General features: G+C 32.6%; 22 protein-coding genes and 2 tRNA genes. 10 read left to right on the top strand and 14 right to left on the bottom strand.

Annotated elements, in window-relative coordinates; genetic code table 11:
- Positions 1–165 precede the first annotated feature (165 nt).
- The 3 genes from ACFE0M_RS14065 to ACFE0M_RS14075 all read right to left on the bottom strand — a co-directional run bounded on the left by ACFE0M_RS14065 (position 166) and on the right by ACFE0M_RS14075 (position 667).
- Complete coding sequence (locus ACFE0M_RS14065; protein ID WP_434546415.1) at positions 166–423, bottom strand: GIY-YIG nuclease family protein; 258 nt, start codon at positions 421–423, stop codon at positions 166–168.
- Positions 424–476: 53 nt separating this feature from the next.
- A tRNA-Met gene (locus ACFE0M_RS14070) sits at positions 477–550 on the bottom strand.
- Between the two features lie 36 nt (positions 551–586).
- Positions 587–667, bottom strand: a tRNA-Met gene (locus ACFE0M_RS14075).
- A gap of 306 nt (positions 668–973) precedes the next feature.
- Here ACFE0M_RS14075 and ACFE0M_RS14080 point away from each other — a divergent pair.
- The 5 genes from ACFE0M_RS14080 (at position 974) to ACFE0M_RS14100 (ending at position 4440) form a co-directional block, all read left to right on the top strand.
- Complete coding sequence (locus ACFE0M_RS14080) at positions 974–1363, top strand: START-like domain-containing protein (RefSeq protein ID WP_434546416.1); 390 nt, start codon at positions 974–976, stop codon at positions 1361–1363.
- A 96-nt stretch (positions 1364–1459) separates the two neighbouring features.
- A complete protein-coding gene (locus ACFE0M_RS14085) occupies positions 1460–2137 on the top strand; it encodes a molecular chaperone DnaJ (protein ID WP_434546417.1) in 678 nt (225 codons plus the stop codon).
- A gap of 205 nt (positions 2138–2342) precedes the next feature.
- A complete protein-coding gene (locus ACFE0M_RS14090; protein WP_434546418.1) occupies positions 2343–2735 on the top strand; it encodes a hypothetical protein in 393 nt (130 codons plus the stop codon).
- Between the two features lie 116 nt (positions 2736–2851).
- Positions 2852–3826 carry a YheT family hydrolase gene (locus ACFE0M_RS14095; protein WP_434546419.1) on the top strand — a complete coding sequence of 325 codons (975 nt, stop codon included), beginning with the start codon at positions 2852–2854 and terminating at the stop codon, positions 3824–3826.
- Positions 3823–4440 (top strand): hypothetical protein, encoded by a 618-nt coding sequence (locus ACFE0M_RS14100; protein WP_434546420.1) that lies wholly within the window; start codon positions 3823–3825, stop codon positions 4438–4440. Before ACFE0M_RS14095 ends, ACFE0M_RS14100 begins: the two co-directional genes overlap by 4 nt.
- Here ACFE0M_RS14100 and ACFE0M_RS14105 read toward each other — a convergent pair.
- Positions 4430–4849: a nucleoside deaminase gene (locus ACFE0M_RS14105; RefSeq protein WP_434546421.1), complete on the bottom strand. Its 420-nt coding sequence runs from the start codon at positions 4847–4849 to the stop codon at positions 4430–4432. The two genes, ACFE0M_RS14100 and ACFE0M_RS14105, sit on opposite strands and share 11 nt — an antisense overlap.
- Before the next feature lie 161 nt (positions 4850–5010).
- Here ACFE0M_RS14105 and ACFE0M_RS14110 point away from each other — a divergent pair, with 161 nt between their 5' ends.
- From ACFE0M_RS14110 to hflC, 3 genes are all read left to right on the top strand, one after another.
- Complete coding sequence (locus ACFE0M_RS14110) at positions 5011–6480, top strand: M20/M25/M40 family metallo-hydrolase (RefSeq protein ID WP_434546423.1); 1470 nt, start codon at positions 5011–5013, stop codon at positions 6478–6480.
- Between the two features lie 70 nt (positions 6481–6550).
- Complete coding sequence (gene hflK / locus ACFE0M_RS14115; protein WP_434546424.1) at positions 6551–7540, top strand: FtsH protease activity modulator HflK; 990 nt, start codon at positions 6551–6553, stop codon at positions 7538–7540.
- A 27-nt stretch (positions 7541–7567) separates the two neighbouring features.
- On the top strand, positions 7568–8509 hold the full coding sequence (gene hflC / locus ACFE0M_RS14120) for a protease modulator HflC (RefSeq protein ID WP_434546425.1): 942 nt from the start codon (positions 7568–7570) through the stop codon (positions 8507–8509).
- A gap of 151 nt (positions 8510–8660) precedes the next feature.
- Here the strand turns inward: hflC and ACFE0M_RS14125 are convergent, their stop codons facing one another.
- The 9 genes from ACFE0M_RS14125 to ACFE0M_RS14165 all read right to left on the bottom strand — a co-directional run bounded on the left by ACFE0M_RS14125 (position 8661) and on the right by ACFE0M_RS14165 (position 13573).
- A complete protein-coding gene (locus ACFE0M_RS14125) occupies positions 8661–8921 on the bottom strand; it encodes a hypothetical protein (RefSeq protein ID WP_434546426.1) in 261 nt (86 codons plus the stop codon).
- A gap of 62 nt (positions 8922–8983) precedes the next feature.
- Positions 8984–9232, bottom strand: a complete 249-nt coding sequence (locus ACFE0M_RS14130) for a hypothetical protein (protein ID WP_434546427.1) — start codon at positions 9230–9232, stop codon at positions 8984–8986.
- Between the two features lie 6 nt (positions 9233–9238).
- Positions 9239–9679: a hypothetical protein gene (locus tag ACFE0M_RS14135; RefSeq protein WP_434546428.1), complete on the bottom strand. Its 441-nt coding sequence runs from the start codon at positions 9677–9679 to the stop codon at positions 9239–9241.
- Positions 9680–9771: 92 nt separating this feature from the next.
- Positions 9772–10482, bottom strand: coding sequence for an SDR family NAD(P)-dependent oxidoreductase (locus tag ACFE0M_RS14140; protein WP_434546429.1), 711 nt, complete (start codon positions 10480–10482; stop codon positions 9772–9774).
- Positions 10483–10699: 217 nt separating this feature from the next.
- Positions 10700–11404 carry a GTP cyclohydrolase I FolE gene (gene folE / locus ACFE0M_RS14145; RefSeq protein ID WP_434546430.1) on the bottom strand — a complete coding sequence of 235 codons (705 nt, stop codon included), beginning with the start codon at positions 11402–11404 and terminating at the stop codon, positions 10700–10702.
- Positions 11379–11792, bottom strand: a complete 414-nt coding sequence (locus tag ACFE0M_RS14150) for a 6-pyruvoyl trahydropterin synthase family protein (protein WP_434546431.1) — start codon at positions 11790–11792, stop codon at positions 11379–11381. Before ACFE0M_RS14150 ends, folE begins: the two co-directional genes overlap by 26 nt.
- A gap of 121 nt (positions 11793–11913) precedes the next feature.
- Entirely contained in the window at positions 11914–12570 is a 657-nt protein-coding gene (locus tag ACFE0M_RS14155; RefSeq protein WP_434546432.1) for a hypothetical protein, read from the bottom strand.
- Positions 12567–13235 carry a hypothetical protein gene (locus ACFE0M_RS14160; RefSeq protein WP_434546433.1) on the bottom strand — a complete coding sequence of 223 codons (669 nt, stop codon included), beginning with the start codon at positions 13233–13235 and terminating at the stop codon, positions 12567–12569. The genes ACFE0M_RS14155 and ACFE0M_RS14160 overlap by 4 nt, the downstream gene beginning before the upstream one ends.
- Positions 13235–13573, bottom strand: a complete 339-nt coding sequence (locus ACFE0M_RS14165) for a PadR family transcriptional regulator (RefSeq protein WP_434546502.1) — start codon at positions 13571–13573, stop codon at positions 13235–13237. The genes ACFE0M_RS14160 and ACFE0M_RS14165 overlap by 1 nt, the downstream gene beginning before the upstream one ends.
- Before the next feature lie 121 nt (positions 13574–13694).
- Between ACFE0M_RS14165 and ACFE0M_RS14170 the strand changes: the two genes are divergently transcribed.
- Positions 13695–14066 (top strand): hypothetical protein, encoded by a 372-nt coding sequence (locus tag ACFE0M_RS14170; protein ID WP_434546434.1) that lies wholly within the window; start codon positions 13695–13697, stop codon positions 14064–14066.
- A gap of 4 nt (positions 14067–14070) precedes the next feature.
- On the opposite strand, the gene ACFE0M_RS14175 is transcribed toward ACFE0M_RS14170, so the two are convergent.
- Positions 14071–15432 carry a sensor histidine kinase gene (locus ACFE0M_RS14175; RefSeq protein ID WP_434546435.1) on the bottom strand — a complete coding sequence of 454 codons (1362 nt, stop codon included), beginning with the start codon at positions 15430–15432 and terminating at the stop codon, positions 14071–14073.
- Positions 15433–15747: 315 nt separating this feature from the next.
- Between ACFE0M_RS14175 and ACFE0M_RS14180 the strand changes: the two genes are divergently transcribed.
- Positions 15748–16701: a hypothetical protein gene (locus tag ACFE0M_RS14180; RefSeq protein WP_434546436.1), complete on the top strand. Its 954-nt coding sequence runs from the start codon at positions 15748–15750 to the stop codon at positions 16699–16701.
- Positions 16702–16703 lie beyond the last annotated feature (2 nt).

A 16703-nucleotide genomic window follows, 5' to 3' on the forward strand; every position in this document is an offset into this window, starting at 1 on the left:
TCACTCTGATGGATGAATTAATAGAAATAGCTCCAAAAATACTAATATTAGAGAAAAAGAAAGGCAAACTATCTTTAAATCAATCCATTACGGTGTTAGGCTGACGGCTATGGCTAGCCAGCGGATATGAATCCTGTGCCCTAGCCAACTGAGCTGTCAGTTATATTACAGTTTATATTTTTCATAGACCACTTCCCAAATGTATTCTCTTCCATTTGCGGTTTTGAGCTGTTTTTCTCTTTTGAGAGCTTCCTTTTTGGTTTCATAATCCTCAGTAAATAGGATTTCCCAGGGTCTGAATTTTGCGGTGTATCCTTTTTTGGAGAATATATTGTGGCTGTCCATTCGATTTTGTAGGTCAGAGGTAAATCCGACATAAATCTTATGATGGTTGGGGCTGTAAAGAACGTAAACCTTAAACATTTTCTTTGCTTTGGTAGAAACAAAAAAGGCAACCGAAGTTGCCTTTAAAATAGTAGCGAGGAGCAGATTTGAACTGCCGACCTCAGGGTTATGAATCCTGCGCTCTAACCAACTGAGCTACCTCGCCAAATAATATCATTAAATCAAATACTCAAACAACTAATAGCGAGGAGCAGATTTGAAACTGCCGTCCGCTAGCCAGCGGATATGAATCCTGCGCTCTAACCAACTGAGCTACCTCGCCAAATAATATCATTAAATCAAATACTCAAACAACTAATAGCGAGGAGCAGATTTGAAACTGCCGTCCGCTAGTCAGCGGATATGAATCCTGCGCTCCCCCGAAGGGATCCCAATGGGATAACCTAATGATCTACCTCACCAATTATCAATTTCAATCAACTAAAATCCTTTTGATTTTACCACCAGCTCGAAATTGGAGTGCAAACATAATGAATTATGATTTCATAATCCAAAAAAAATTGAAAAAGAATTTATTGTGATATATCATATTTAATCCTAACTTATCAACTATTAAAATGAATTGGTTATGGGACTAAAAAAATTTATTGGAGACTTTGAAATAAATGCTTCAAAGAAAATGCTATATCCTTATATAAGTACAGCAAGTGGCTTGTCACAATGGTTTGCTGATGATGTAAATATAAATGAGGATAAGGAATATAATTTTATATATGATGATGAAGACCATCCTGCAATTATGGCAGGGCATAGAGTGAATCAATTTGTCAAATTTGAATTTCCAGAAGAAGGAGAGGAAGATGATCCGGCCTACATCGAAATACATTTAGATGAAAATGAGCTAACCCAATCCATGTATATGAAAGTAGTTGATTACTCAGATTTTGAAGATGAGCAGGAGCAGTATGAAGTATGGGAAGGTTTGATTAATAACTTAAAGGAAATAGTAGGAGGTTAATTTTCTGGTACTTTAGGAATCTTTATTAATTTTGTGCGTTAATAGTAATAATTTAAAAATAATACCAGTCTTAAAAGTCTATTGCCCATTTGCCAGATGAAAAATATTTTTTCTATAATAATTTTCTTTTTACTATTTAATTTAGAAAATTCTTCAGCTCAAGATCAAAAAGAAACACTTAATTTTTATTATGAAAATGCTCAAAAGGCTATGCAAAGTGGTGACTATGAGTCTGCAAATACTCAATTCCGAAAAATTTTAAAGTTAGGTGTTAAGCTTCCTTCAGAAATGCCTTATTTATTTGCAAAAACTTTGTACGAGGTAGGTCAATACCAAAACAGCCAAAGTTTCTTGGATAAATACTTTGAAATTATGGGCAAGGCAGGTACGTATTATCAAAATGCGGAAGAATTAAAAAAATTATTGGCTCTTCAGCTCAATAAAAGCCTTTCATGTCAATATTGTGATTTAAGTGGATACCGCTTGGAAACTTGTATGACCTGTAATGGTGAAAAACAATTACTTAAGGATTGCGATTATTGTGAAGCTAAAGGAAAAGTCGGATGTACTGCCTGCAGTGGAGACGGAGTGTTAATACAACTCGGTGCAATGGGAAATCGAAGTTACAAAACATGTCACCAGTGCAAAGGAGAGGGTATTAATATATGCCCTGTGTGTGAAGGTGAAAAAGAACTTTATACTTATTGCCCAAATTGTTTGGGAAGTGGTAGTACTAGCACCGAAAAAATTTGCAATCATACTGAACATGATTAGCCATTCTGTCTAACAAATTATTTAATTTGATAAATTTTATCTCTTAGACGTCAAGCCTATATATTTATCGTAGAAATATTGGTTTTTATCTAAAAATGTAAATTTATTATCACCATTTTCATGATTTGTTTCTTAATCTGAAGTTTATTTATTTAATTAGAAACAAAATTAAATAAGTGATAAAAAATAATAAAATATTATAATTATGTCGTATTGTAAAGTTGTCGATCATAAAGGAGTTAAAATAGTTTATACTGATATTGAAAATACAAATGGAAACGAAGCTATTCCAACATTTGATGCAGTACAGAAATTGGTAGCTGAATTTCCAGATAAGTCGGTTTTGTCTTGTGTAAATGCAACAAATGCCAGATTCAATAAAGACCTTTTGTCAAAAATTAAAGAAACTGTAAAAAAGAATAATCCAAAAGTAAAAGTAACCGTGGTGTGTGGGTTGAGTAAGCTTTCTACTTTAATTTTGAATTCAATTATTGCAGCAACTGGGAGAAAAATGAAATTATTCGATTCTATTGAGGATGGAAAAGAATGGCTTTATCAGTATGAAATCAAGAGTACCGAACAGTCAGCAACTGCCTAATTCAATAATAAATAAATAATCATGACCCGATTGGAAACAATTGGGTTTTTTTATGCTTTTTATCAAGAGCTAAAGAAACAGTTTAATTATCTTCGGCCTTGCTTAAATTTTCAATAATGCCAATAATTAAGAATATTCAATATAAACCCCCATTCTACCTATTTAATCAGCATTTGGAAACCATAGTCCCCAGTGCTTTGAGAAAAGTGAAAGGAGTAAAATATGAGCGAGAGAGAATTGAAACCCAAGACGGGGATTTTTTGGATATTGATTGGGTAAGGAATAATAATTCTAGATTAATTATTGCCTCTCATGGTTTGGAAGGAAGTTCTGAAAGGCCTTATATACAAGGGGTTGCGAAATTGTTTGGGCAAAATAATTGGGATGTATTGGCATGGAACTGCAGAAGTTGCAGTGGTGAAATGAATCGTAAAGAGTTCCTTTATCATCATGGATTTACGCAAGATGTGGAAGAAGTAGTAAATAAAGCATTGAAAGAAGGCTATAATGAAATTGTGATGATAGGGTTTAGTATGGGAGGTAGTCTGACTTTAAAATATGTAGGGGAAAACGGACAGGATTTGTATCCTGAAATAAAAGCAGCCATGGCTGTAAGTGTTCCTTGTAATTTGTCAAGTAGTTCTAAAATGTTGGCACTCAAGAAAAATAAATTCTACCAAAATAGATTTATGCGGAAATTAGATATAAAGCTCAGGCATAAAAATGAACAATATCCTGGATTATTAGAAATCAAACCTTGGCAGACATTCAAAGATTTTCATGAGTTTGACTCCCATTATAGCGCAAAAATTTTCGGTTACAAAGATGCTCAAGATTTTTACGATAGTGTTCAATGCTTCCCGCATTTGAAAAACATTAAAATTCCAACTTTGATTTTAAATGCATTGAACGATCCCATGCTTACAGGAGATTGTTATCCTGAATCAGAAGCAAATGCCAATCAAAATATTGTGTTAGAATTGACTTCTCACGGTGGACATGTAGGCTTTCTACAAAAGAATAAAAAATTCACTTATGCTGAAGAGCGAGCATTGTCATTTTTTACTGAAACTTTAAAGGTTTATCAATGAAAATAGAGGTCATTAAAAAATTAGAGGATTTTTTAAATGACTTTCAATATTTCAAGCTGGAGGGCTATGATGCTTTTTATCATAGTTTTGAGTTAGGTAGTAAATTAATTGTGGTCAATATCACTCCTTATGAAGATGGCTTAATGCTTGAAATTCAGTTGGCAATAAAAATTAATAAAGTTGAAGAATTGATTTTTAGGTTTTATGGACAGGAAACTTCACCATTGAAACTCACTTATTGGGAAAATATTAATCAAATAGCAGACAACATTTCAAAAAGAAGCTTCATTCAAAATAGTGTTGAGCTTTCAAAAACTTTGCCTGAAATTGAAAGAGCTTTGGTTAAAAATGGTTTCAGTTGGTTGGATACAATGTCGGATTTGAAGGTGTTATCAGGTTATTATAAAGATCTAATTTTCACTAAAAACCAAAAACACACCAATCTGTTTAAACTATGCCAAAGGAGTTATCTATTAAGATTGATTTTAAATGAAAAGATGACAGAGGCCATTTTTTATGACTACTATGAGGAATTGCAAGCTTATAAAATCCCAGAACATCAATTGGAAGAATTTATAGCATTTCGTAAATTTTTAGCTTCTATTACTTTTTAAATAAATTCTCACATTCTTCTGCTAAAACATCGCCATTTATTATTGGACCATACCAGGCTTCCGAAGCTATCTGCTTTGCTCTAATATTAATTTGCTTCCCATATTTAGAGGCAGTAGGAATATTGCAACCATAAATCACTTCACCTATTCCAGCCCAGATGATGGCAGACATACACATTGGGCAAGGCTCCACCGTAGTAATTAAGGTTAATTCCTCTGCTCGGTCATAATCCAGTTGCTTTATTTTATTGATTGCATTTATTTCCGCATGAGCAACTGCCCCATCATGAATGGTAGTATTGTATCCGCTCACATGTTGACCTTCAGGATCTATTATAATGGCACCAAAGGGAGTTTTACTTTCTTTGGCTAAATCAATTGCCATTTTCATCCAAAATTCAATATTCATATTTGTGATTTTTAATGGATACTGTTTAGACTATAAATTCAATTTGCTAAAATAGGAATAATTATATTGTTGCTTATTTTCTCAGGTTTTATTTTAAAGGCATGTACATTTTCTAATTTGTAATTAGATTTGCTTAACTTCAAATTTCTAAACTAATAACAATGAAAAATAAACAGAATACTATTAAAGTACTTTTACTAAGCTTTCCAATTATCCTTCTATTGTCATGTGAAACTAAGCAAAAAGAAGAGGATAATGTTTTAGCTTCTATTAATAAGGAAGTACAGGAAAACAGTATGGCATATTCAAATTTGGAAAAGATGACTTCTGAAATTGGGCATCGTTTAACGGGTTCTGAAAATGGTACTGAAGCAGAAGAATATACATATGAGCTTTTAAAATCTTATGGTTATGAAAATGTTGAATATCATGAATTTGAAGTAGAAGCTTGGGCTCGTGATTCCGTGCGTCTTGAGGTTAATAATGAGGAGGTTGAAGAAGTGGTTTCCTTGGGGCATTCACCTGTTTCTGCGGATGTTGAACATGAAGTCATAGATGTCAATAATGGGTTAAGAGCTGATTTTGATAGCTTAAAAAATGAAGTGAAAGGGAAAATAGCTTTGGTCTATATCGGGATTTTGGATGGCAGTCCAGAGGGATTGAAAAATATTCACCGTTCTGAGAAAACTGCCTTAGCAATAGAATATGGAGCTAAAGGAATTATTATCACCAATCAAGTGCCAGGAGGAGTATTATTGACAGGTACTGCATCCGTTACAGGAAGTTTGATTGATATTCCAGCTATTTGTATCAGCTTTGAAAAAGGTATGGAACTGAAAAAGCAATTAGCTGAAGGAGAAAAAATTACAGCTCATATTCAAATGAGCAATAAAAGTGAGATGATAAAATCCAGAAATGTTATTGCTACATTACCAGCTAAAGAAAAAACAAATGAGAACATCATTATTGGTGGTCATTTGGATAGTTGGGACCTTTCTACTGGAGCAATAGATAATGGGATTGGCATTGCCGCAATTTTGGATATAGCTCGAACATATAAAGCGCTTAATCTTCAACCAAAAAGAAATATCAAATTTGTAATGTTTATGGGTGAGGAACAAGGTTTATTAGGTTCTAAAGAAATGGTTAAGATGTTAGCTGATAAAGGAGAATTAGGAAATGTGGCCTATATGATGAATATTGATATGAGCGGAAACCCTAAAGGATTTAATGCTTCTGGCAGAGAAGAAATGGTGCCTGTATTTGATGCGATAGGACAAAAAATTCAAGCTGTTGACTCAAGCTATGAAAATACTAATGCCAATAAGGCTGGATTACACAGTGATCATCAATCTTTTATGATGGAAGGAGTTCCAGTAGTGGGCTTAGTAGGAAACTTAGAAAGAAAGGTTTATAGCTATTATCATTCTAATGGAGATGATTTTTCATTGGTAAATGAGGAACATCTTAAGAATACTGTACGTTTTGGAGGCATGTTCCTATGGGAGTTAGCAAATTTAGAGGAAATTCCAACCAAGAAACTTGATTTTGAGCAAACCAAAGAATTCTTAATTAACCAAGGTTTAAAGGAAGAACTGGAGTTGGGAAATGAATGGAAATGGGGAGAGTGATAATTAAAAATTAGTAATTAATAATTAATAGTATAAGTAAAAAACAATTAACCAATAAAATAGCATATTTATGGCAGAATTTGAATTTGATGGGGACAAAGCAAAAGAGTCCTTTCAAAAAATAGTAAAGAACATACGCTTGATCATTGTAGTGGTAGTGGTATTGGCAGCTGTTATCAGTACATTCTTTCAAGTAGGAGCGGAGGAAGTTGGGGTAGTAACTCGTTTAGGAGCTTACAACAGAACCCTTGAATCAGGATTGAATTTTAAGATTCCCTTTGTAGAATCAGTGACTAAAGTGCCAGTTGAGCGACAACAAAAACAAGAATTCGGATTTAGAACTACCAGTGCGGGTGTTCAATCAACATTTTCGAAAAGAGGGGCTGAAGGTGAATCATTAATGTTAACTGGAGATTTGAATTTAGCTGATGTAGAATGGGTGGTTCAATACAGAATTGACAATCCTTATAATTTCTTATTTAAAGTAAGAGACCCTGAAAACACACTTCGTGATATTTCTGAGTCAGGTATGAGACAAATTGTTGGAGATAGAACGGTTAATGAAGTACTAACTGTGGGTAGAGCTGAAATTGCTGGTAAATTGAAAGTCCTTATACAAGAGCTTTCCAATGATTACGAATTAGGTATTAGGGTAGAGCAAGTGGTTTTACAAGATGTAACTCCACCTGAACCTGTAAGAGGAGCTTTTAATGCAGTAAACGAAGCACAGCAGGAAAAAGAAACTTTGATTAATCAAGCAAAATCAGAATATAATAAAGTGATTCCTAAAGCAAGAGGACAGGCCGAAGAGACTATTCAAAAAGCAGAAGGTTATGCAACCGAGCGGGTCAATAATTCTGAAGGGGAAGTAGCTAGATTTAATGAACTTTATACAGAGTATATAAAAGCTCCTGGTGTGACTAAAACTAGGATTTACTTGGAAACAATGCAAGAAGTAGTGCCTAAATTAGGTGATAAAATCATTACTGATGAAAAAGGTGGGAATGTATTGCCATTATTGAACATGGCTACAAAATCAGGTAAAGCGATTAATCAGTAATCATTTTAAATTTTTGAAATATTAATTATGAAAAAATCATTAATAACCATATTAGTTATAGTAGTAGTTGCTTTAATAGTAATTGCTCAGAGCGCATATATAGTAAGGGAATCAGAACAGGTGATTATTACTCAGTTCGGTAAACCTGTAGGAGACGCTGTTAAAGATGCAGGAATTCATTTCAAAGTTCCATTTGTGCAAACTGCTAATTTCTTTGATAAACGTTATTTGGAGTGGGATGGTGATCCTAATCAAGTTCCAACAAAAGATAAGAAATTCATTTTTGTTGATACCTATGCCCGTTGGCAAATTACCGATCCTCTACAATTTTTCAAACGTTTGACTAATGAGCGTGGGGCGCAGTCTCGTTTAGATGATATTTTAGATGGGGAAACTCGTGATTTTATTGCGAATAATTACTTGGAAGAAGCCGTGAGAACTAGTAATAGAACCCCAATCTCAAGTGGCGCTATAAGTGAGATCGTAGAGGATAGTTTAGTCCAAATCAATGTTGGTCGTGATAGTATTCAAGAGTATATTCAAAAATCTGCAAATCTTCAGACTCAAGATTTAGGAATAGAAATATTAGATTTCAGATTCAAAAGAATTAACTATGTTGAAGAGGTGAGAACACAGGTATATGAGCGAATGAAAAGTGAGCGTTTTAGAATTGCCGATAAATTCCGTTCAGAAGGGCAGGGGGAAGCTTCTCGAATTAATGGTGAGAAAGAAAGAGAACTCAAGTCTATTCAGTCTGAAGCATTTAAAGTAGCAGAGCAGATCAAAGGTAAGGCTGATGCTGAAGCGGCCGCAATTTATGCGAATGCATATAACAAAAATAATGCTTCTAGAGAATTGTACTCCTTTTTAAAATCTATGGAAACCTTCCAGAAAACATTTAATGATCAAACTACTGTTATTTTATCTACAGATAGTGATTTGTACAAGTACTTGAAGTCGATGAATTAAAGATTAATAGTAAATTCAAATTAAACATCTGTCTCTTTGGCAGATGTTTTTTTTTGCCTATTCTATTTTAGTAACTCATTATTTTAAATTCATAAAAAAAGCATCTATTAAGAAATAGATGCTTTAGTATTAAACCGTAAATTATCAATTATTATTTATTATCTTCTTTCTCTTTTTTCTCATTCGAAATCTCCAAATCGAAGGTTTTAAGCTGCTGTTCTAACTTCATGACATAATTAATAGACTCTTCAATCATGGTATGTTGTGAACTTATCTGTTCCTTCAAAAAGGATATTTCATCGTACAATCCATTTATTTTATCGGTATATTCTTTTTTAAGCTTTGCTTTTTCTTCTCTAGATTTTCTTAATAAATCCTTATAAAAATAATATGATTCTGGGATTCTACTCATATAACAGTGTTTAACCGTTTTTCAAAATTATTACAATTTTTTTTGAGATTCGAGAAGCAAAACTAATGTATGCTTTGAAAATTACCTGAATCTATTTTCTTTTTTAATCCTTTTAACTCTTTCCCTAGTTTATTGGCATAATCTACCGCCATTTTGAGCATATCCTGTTGAGCCATTAACTGCTCTTTCAGATATGACACTTCATTTCTAAGTTCTCCAACTTGACTTTCGTATTTGGATTTTAAGAGTTTTATTTCATTGTTGGATTTATCAAGTTCTAGTTTTAACTCTTCTACAGTACTATTTGACATATTTTATTAATTATCAATGGCATCCTGTAGTGAATCTTTATACTGGATATCCATTTCATTGAATTTCAAATTAGGATTTTCTTCCTTTATTTTCTCTCTACCAATCTTAACACTTTGTTGGAAAACTTTATTATCGGGCAAAATCTTTCTATGTGTTTTCAGACCTTTATGCCACATCTGCTCTTTCCATTCTGTAAAATACCATTCCATGGAAGGCTGATGAAAAACTGTTAACTTTCTTTTGTCAAAAACAAGCTTAGTAATTTTCTTTGATTCTACCAGTTTACCTATTTCATTGAATATATTTTTAAATTCTTCAATAGGAATATATGTACTGGTTGCTTCAACAATGGCTACAGGTTTTCCCTCAACAAATGAAATTTTTGCGTGTGAACCTTTATGATGACTTACTAAATTATCTTTTAAAGTTTCTGTCTCGTTACTCATAATTTTAAAAATTGTAATTGTGTGAAAAAAATTATTTAATTATAAAAAGTTTATGTTTTAACATCTGAGTTAATTGAATTGTTTGATAAATTTTAAATATTTCTTATTCTTTCCATTCCGCCATCTACGCCTATAATTTGCCCCGTTATCCAACTGTTTTCACTATCTAATAAAAAAGTGGCCGCGTTTGAAATATCTTCAGCTGTACCATATCTGCCGATAGGATGTCTTTTATTGGATGCTTCCTTTTTCTCATCTGTTGAAAGTAGATTTTTAGCCATGGGAGTATCTGTTAAACTTGGCGCAACTAAATTTACTCTGATGTTCTTGTTAGCAAGTTCTGCAGCTAAACTTAATCCAAAACCTTGCAATGCCCCTTTTGCCGAAGCTACCGAAGCATGGAATGACAATCCAGTGTTGGCTGCTACTGTGCTGAACAAAACAATACTAGCCTCACCAGATTTTTTTAATGCTTTTAAGGATTGTTGAATGACCATGGCCGCACCAACCGTATTTAGCCTAAAATCATTGATGTAGTCATTTTCTTTTATGCTTTGAAAGGGTTTAAGGTTAATACTGCCTGGGCAATATGCTAAACCATGCAATTCTTCAGGCAATTCCTTCAATTCATCTTTCATATCCAAGACATCTAATTTAATGTATTGGAAATCACCTGATAAATCAGGTTTATTTCTAGAGGCTAAAATTAAATTTGCACCCTTTTCCTGTAGTTTTTTAGCTAAGCTATATCCAATTCCTGAACTAGCTCCCACTATTAATATATTTTTATCTTTAAATGACATAGTAATTTGTTTAATATTATTACTTATAACATTAAACAATAGCTAATGTTTTATTAATTGTAGATTGATTTTTTACTTTTAATCGTAAGAGCTTATTTAATTACTTTTTTTGCTAAAACGGACCAATATTTATTGCTGTATTCAATTGATCGATGCTATAAATTAAAAAAGCCAATCTTCTTCTGAAAATTGGCTTTAAGTGAATAGTTAGTTTTACTTATTTATTTAAGGAACTTGAGGAATTGATATAATCCAAAAACTCTCTTCTTGTAGCTTCATCATTGAATTTACCGCCAAAGTATGAAGTACCTGTTCGGCTGTTGGTATCGCCAACTCCTCTAGAGGAAACGCACATGTGGTTGGCATCCATAACTACAGCCACATCCTCAGTTTGCATTACTTCTTTTAATTCTTCAGCTATCTGTACTGTCAAACGTTCTTGTACTTGAGGCCTTTTAGAATAGTACTGCACTATCCTATTGATTTTAGAAAGCCCAATTACCTTTCCGCTTGAAATATAAGCTACATGTGCTTTCCCGTAGATAGGGACAAAATGGTGTTCGCAATGTGAATAGAAGGTAATATCCTTCTCCACTAGCATTTGACTATAATTATATTTGTTTTCAAAGAGCTTTGGTTGTGGTTTGTTTTTGGGGTTTAAACCACTGAAAACTTCTTTTACATACATTTTAGCCACTCTGTTGGGAGTTCCTTTCAAACTATCATCGCTCAAATCCATGCCTAAGATGTGCATGATTTCTTTGAAGTGCTTGGCAATCATCTCCATTTTCAATTCATCGTCCATCTCAAAGGCATCTGCTCTTAATGGAGTCTCAAAATTTGAAGCCACGTGGTCATCTCCAAATTCCTCAAATTCATTTATATTTTCCAATTCTCTATTGTTCTGTTGGGTATTCGACATAATTTCTTTCCGTTTCGTACAACTTGATTTTTAATTCTTTTTCAGGGTCAATTTTTTCCCTCAACAAATTAAAAATCACGATGGCAATATTTTCAGCGGTTGGATTAAGCTTAGAGAATTCTTCAGTATCCATATTCAGATTCTTATGGTCAAACCTGTTAAGAACTCTCTCTTTAATCAAATCGCTCAGCACTTTCATGTCCATGACATATCCTGTATCAGGATCAACTTCTCCTGTTACTTTAACGATAAGTTCATAATTATGTCCATGAAAATTGGGATTGTTACATTTTCCAAAAACCTTTTGGTTTTTCTCCTCCGACCAATTGGGATTGTTTAACCTATGGGCGGCATTAAAATGTTCTTTCCTAAAAACTGATACTTGCATTAATATTTTTTTATTGAAGGTCAAATATACGGCAATAACACGGAAGAGTTCGAAGTGTTTAATAAAATAATAAAAAAGCTAAACAATATTTTTTAAAGGTTATGTCATTACCTCTTAAACTTCAATTTGATTTGTAAAGTTTATGCAACTTCTCTGTTTTTTCGATCATTTGGTTAGTGCCTAAGATTATTGCATAAACAACGATAACGAGGATAGAGAAAATGACTACGGCATAGTTTGGATGAATATTTTTTAGAAAATTTATACTCAAATTGCCTACTACTACCAAAATATTCGGAATGATAGCAATTGCCATTTTAAAACTTAAGTAATTTTTGATATACTTTTTTTGTCTGTATTGAACAAAATAATAAATCAATGCCCCTACAGTGGAAGCTATGAATATACTTTGACAAAATACCTTGAAATACTCAGGAAAGCTTTGATAAAAAGTGATTAAACTTAAGATGAATAAAATTGGAATGAATAGTTTTTCACTACTGAATATCTGCTTGATGCCTCTTCCATAGGAATCCCTTAATTCTTTGTTCAATTTAGAGGCTATAGATTCTTCAATTGTTTGAAAACCAAATACCCCAAATGATTTATGGACTTGTTTGAATGCAATTTCAAGTGTTAAATCAGGGTCTTTATCCATTTTATCTTCAATGGCGGAAGCTACATGATCAATAATTTCATATTGTACATCCGTGTGAGTAAACCCTCTTTTTGAGATCCATGATTTGATTTGAGCTATTTGTTCGGCTGATAGTTTCATAGATATTGCACTTTGATATTAGTTCTGAATAATTTAAATCCGATAAAGGCAGATGTAAAAAATAGCATTAATAGTACTAAGACAATAGCAGGATATTTTTCAAAAATACTGATTGTAGGTTCGCTAGGTTCTAAAACTAAGACTGGCAAAAAAATAGTCAAGTTGAAGATGGTGGTTGGTAAGCTTAAGTAGTGTTGAGTAGCTTTAAAGTGCGCTGATTCGAATTTTTTGCCGGCCTGTTTTTTTAAATATTTTAAAATCGAACCGTACAATAATAAACCAACATTAATCACAAGTATTGGAACCAAAATATACCAAACTATTGATTTAACTGGTATTGTTTCAATTAATAAAAGTCCTAAAAAAAGTATTCCTAATGTAGATACAATCTGAGGCCAACGCCAAAAATTCTTGAATTCTCTCCAATAGATTTCATTAACAGACTTTTTAGTCTTTTTCAATAAATTACTATTAATTCTTTTGACCCTTTGGTAGTAAAAATGATCATCTAGTTCTTCCAATGTTTCTTCAAGACTTTTTTCACCTTTTTCGTAGGATGAAGCATAATGATCATACAGTTCATTGTATAACTCTATGTAATCGATTGGCTTTTTAGCAATATGATTTGCTAGTTGTGTTTTTTGTTCTGCTGTCAAAGTCCTCATCAGCCTAATTTTAAGTTAAAGCCCAATACGCGTTGCATATTCATAAGAAAAGCCTCCAATTCCTGCATTTTCTCAGTTGTGGCTTTCTTTCCATTTTCTGTAAGCCGGTAATACTTTCTTACCCTGCCATCTACTTTTCTGCTTTCGGTAGTTAATGTGCCTTCAGCTTCAAGTTTATGCAGAGTAGGATAGAGAGCGCCTTCAGTCAGCTTGATTTCATCTGCAGTCAATTGTTTTACTTTCTGCGTGATTTCATAGCCATACATTTCACCAGTAGTTTGCAAAAGGTGCAAAACTATAGTAGATAGACTCCCTTTTATTAATTGTTGATTGGCCATGGTACAATTATACAAAATTATCTTATGCATAAGAAAATTAGGTATTAAATTTTCTCCATATTTTTCCTTCCTTATGAAAACAAATCTAAATTTGGAAAGTCATTAAACATACTATTTAATTATGAACAAAAATTTATTAGCCGGAGGGTTGGTCATTATTGCGTTGGTCATTGCTATCATGAATTATATTAGTATTGCCGAATTAAATAGCAATATTGAAGAAGAAAGAAAAAAAACAGTCCAGTCTAGCATGGAAAAGGAAGAAGTAGAAGAAGGGTATGAGTTGGCAAAAGCTATGGGCTATTTACAGCTATACAGTCATAAATTGTATTTAGCTGGTAAAAAAGAAAACTGGCAGTTGTCAAAATTTTATGCTCATGAGATTGGAGAAACCATAGAGGAAATCGAAAATGCAAAAGTAGTGGACGAAGGCTATGATATATCTAAATTAGTGGGTACTATGACCAAGCCTTATTTCCGAAAGACCATTTGATTTCTTAATTGTCTAACTGGTACTCTAGCTCTTTACTAATGGTGAAATGGAATGTACTACCCTTGTCCGGAACAGAATCCACCCATATTTTTCCATTATGCATTTCTACAATTTTTTTACAATTGGCAAGCCCTAAACCTGTTCCTGGAAATCTATTTTTGTGCAATCTGTGGAATATTGTAAATATTTTTTCTTGATGTTTAGAATCAATGCCTATTCCATTATCAGTAATTAAGAATTCCCAATGTTGAATTTTTTCATTTGCTTCAATTTTAACTTTAATGTTTTCGTCTTCTTTTTTAAATTTTACTGCATTGGCTATTAGATTTTGCAGAAGTTGTTTAAACTCAAATTCATAAGCATTTATTTCTGGTAATCCATCATATATAATATTAGCTTTACTTTCCTTAATCAATTGGCTAAGATCTTGCTCTAGTTCTTCCATCAGTTCATTAACTGAAAAATTTGATTTTTGCTTATCTTTTCCAATTTCGGCATACTCCAATAAGGAATCCAATAAAAGCGCCATTCGCTTCGAGGAGGTTTTAATATGGTTTAAAAACTCTTGACCCTTTTCAGGAATTGATTCTTTATATTTGCTAATTGTTAAATCGGAGAAAGCTTGCATGCTTCTTAATGGCTCCTTTAAATCATGTGCAATAATATGGGCAAACTGACTCAATTCATCATTTTTTTCTTGAAGAACCTTTTGAGTATCTTTCATTTTTTTATTGTCCGATTTAACCATTTCATTAAGTGTTCTTTGTTGATGAATGATTTTGTCCAATTTTCTAAAAACCATTTCAAAGCATGCCACTATAATTATACTTACAAATATTAGGTTTACAGTAATTCCAAACCATGTAGTGATACTTTGATCTTTTGTTAAACCTAAGCCCACCCATTGATATTGAATGTTCAAACCTATCAATCCTAATGCGATTGAATTAATTAGAATTAATTTATAAGCAATTTTTCCGGAATGAATAAGACAAGTCACTATGATACATGAATATAAATACATCATTCCAGGCCCTTCTAATTTAAGGTTAAAAATTAAAGACCATGAAGTAATGAGGAGTGCAATGATGAAAATTAATTTTCTTGTTTGTATTTTGATAGGTTTAACAAAGGCAATAATCATCAGCACAAAAAATAAAATAACATTTAAAATGAGAAGATTGATAAAACCCGTACGATAGGAAGCTATTATACCCGGTATTATGGCCAGAGGCGAAAATGTAAATGTGTAAAGTATGAGATAAAAAAACAGCTGATTGCGATAATAAGATAAATTTGGGCTGGCCTCGCTTTGACCTAAAATGGTTTGCGCCATCCTAATTTTATACTCCCCCCAGTACTTCATTAGTTTAGTTTAAAAAATGATAATTATTTAATTCCATAATATAAAACTATAAGTTAGAATAAAGAAATGATTATTTCATGTAACTACATGAAGTAATATTTTATATTAAATTGTTTATAAATGAGAACTCATTTCAATAATTTTTACCTGAGAAAAAAAATGAACTCTTACAATATGATAATTTACAGTTTTTAAAATTGAAGTTGATTATTCTAGTTGTGAAAAATTTGAAGGTAATTATCTTTATAATTACAACAGTTTTTATTACATTTTCAATTAATTAACCTATTTTTATATTACAAATTATATTTGTTTATGTATATATATAGGAAGTTAATCAGCTTGTTAATAGCATTATCACTTTCATACGGATTATACAGTCAGGGGTGTAGTGATGCGGGTTTTTGCACCATGGGGGCGATGAAACCCAGTCAAGAATTTAACAAAAATATCCCAATTAAATTGCGGTCAGTGACGGTAGGTTTTTATGAAGGTCAAAGTAATACTTCTGCCATCATAAGGGCAGGTATATTAGATTTTGGCTTTTCAATTGGTGGCCAATATGATCTTCAGGTAAAAGTCCCATATATGTATATTGATGGTAACTTTGGTAGTAATTCTGGTATAGGGGATATTTCCCTTAGTTTAACCAAGAATCTAATTACAAAACCAGAATTTGATATATTGGGCACTTTAGGTGCAAAAATACCGACAAATAGGTCAAATATTACAGTGCCAGGACGTGATGCAGTTTTCCCGATGTACTATCAAACTTCTCTTGGTACTTATGATATGGTGGCAGGAGCGTCTTTCATCAATAAAAAATGGTTAATTTCAGTTGGTTATCAACAACCTTTAATCCATCAAAATGAAAATACATTTGATGCTTCTGTTGATTCCTGGAGTTGGTATGAAGGCGGAATGTCTTACGTAAGAGAACACGATGTAGGACGTAATTTAAGGAGAGGTACCGATGTGATGATGCGTTTTGAAAGAAACTTCAGAATGTCGAGGTTAACCTTTAATGTTGGATTATTACCGATATATAGAATTACAAAAGACCAAGCATTGAATGAAGATAATGAATATGAAAAATTAGAAGGAACTACAGGGCTGGCACTTTCTGCTTTATTTGGATTAAATTACAAATTCAATGTTTTTTCTGGTCTTAACCTAATCTATGGCCAAAGGATAACAGATAGGGAATTTAACCCTGACGGGCTCACAAGAAAACATGTGATTAGTCTTAATTACACTTATAATTTTTAAGA

It is taken from the genome of Marivirga sp. (genome assembly GCF_051117495.1).
GTDB lineage: Bacteria > Bacteroidota > Bacteroidia > Cytophagales > Cyclobacteriaceae > Marivirga.

Excerpts from the sequence above, each read along its gene's own strand:
- ACFE0M_RS14065 (WP_434546415.1), bottom strand. The coding sequence starts at position 423 with ATGTTTAAGGTTTACGTTCTTTACAGCCCCAACCATCATAAGATTTAT.
- ACFE0M_RS14080 (WP_434546416.1), top strand. The coding sequence starts at position 974 with ATGGGACTAAAAAAATTTATTGGAGACTTTGAAATAAATGCTTCAAAG.
- ACFE0M_RS14085 (WP_434546417.1), top strand. The coding sequence starts at position 1,460 with ATGAAAAATATTTTTTCTATAATAATTTTCTTTTTACTATTTAATTTA.
- ACFE0M_RS14090 (WP_434546418.1), top strand. The coding sequence starts at position 2,343 with ATGTCGTATTGTAAAGTTGTCGATCATAAAGGAGTTAAAATAGTTTAT.
- ACFE0M_RS14095 (WP_434546419.1), top strand. The coding sequence starts at position 2,852 with ATGCCAATAATTAAGAATATTCAATATAAACCCCCATTCTACCTATTT.
- ACFE0M_RS14100 (WP_434546420.1), top strand. The coding sequence starts at position 3,823 with ATGAAAATAGAGGTCATTAAAAAATTAGAGGATTTTTTAAATGACTTT.
- ACFE0M_RS14105 (WP_434546421.1), bottom strand. The coding sequence starts at position 4,849 with ATGAATATTGAATTTTGGATGAAAATGGCAATTGATTTAGCCAAAGAA.
- ACFE0M_RS14110 (WP_434546423.1), top strand. The coding sequence starts at position 5,011 with ATGAAAAATAAACAGAATACTATTAAAGTACTTTTACTAAGCTTTCCA.
- hflK (WP_434546424.1), top strand. The coding sequence starts at position 6,551 with ATGGCAGAATTTGAATTTGATGGGGACAAAGCAAAAGAGTCCTTTCAA.
- hflC (WP_434546425.1), top strand. The coding sequence starts at position 7,568 with ATGAAAAAATCATTAATAACCATATTAGTTATAGTAGTAGTTGCTTTA.
- ACFE0M_RS14125 (WP_434546426.1), bottom strand. The coding sequence starts at position 8,921 with ATGAGTAGAATCCCAGAATCATATTATTTTTATAAGGATTTATTAAGA.
- ACFE0M_RS14130 (WP_434546427.1), bottom strand. The coding sequence starts at position 9,232 with ATGTCAAATAGTACTGTAGAAGAGTTAAAACTAGAACTTGATAAATCC.
- ACFE0M_RS14135 (WP_434546428.1), bottom strand. The coding sequence starts at position 9,679 with ATGAGTAACGAGACAGAAACTTTAAAAGATAATTTAGTAAGTCATCAT.
- ACFE0M_RS14140 (WP_434546429.1), bottom strand. The coding sequence starts at position 10,482 with ATGTCATTTAAAGATAAAAATATATTAATAGTGGGAGCTAGTTCAGGA.
- folE (WP_434546430.1), bottom strand. The coding sequence starts at position 11,404 with ATGTCGAATACCCAACAGAACAATAGAGAATTGGAAAATATAAATGAA.
- ACFE0M_RS14150 (WP_434546431.1), bottom strand. The coding sequence starts at position 11,792 with ATGCAAGTATCAGTTTTTAGGAAAGAACATTTTAATGCCGCCCATAGG.
- ACFE0M_RS14155 (WP_434546432.1), bottom strand. The coding sequence starts at position 12,570 with ATGAAACTATCAGCCGAACAAATAGCTCAAATCAAATCATGGATCTCA.
- ACFE0M_RS14160 (WP_434546433.1), bottom strand. The coding sequence starts at position 13,235 with ATGAGGACTTTGACAGCAGAACAAAAAACACAACTAGCAAATCATATT.
- ACFE0M_RS14165 (WP_434546502.1), bottom strand. The coding sequence starts at position 13,573 with ATGGCCAATCAACAATTAATAAAAGGGAGTCTATCTACTATAGTTTTG.
- ACFE0M_RS14170 (WP_434546434.1), top strand. The coding sequence starts at position 13,695 with ATGAACAAAAATTTATTAGCCGGAGGGTTGGTCATTATTGCGTTGGTC.
- ACFE0M_RS14175 (WP_434546435.1), bottom strand. The coding sequence starts at position 15,432 with ATGAAGTACTGGGGGGAGTATAAAATTAGGATGGCGCAAACCATTTTA.
- ACFE0M_RS14180 (WP_434546436.1), top strand. The coding sequence starts at position 15,748 with ATGTATATATATAGGAAGTTAATCAGCTTGTTAATAGCATTATCACTT.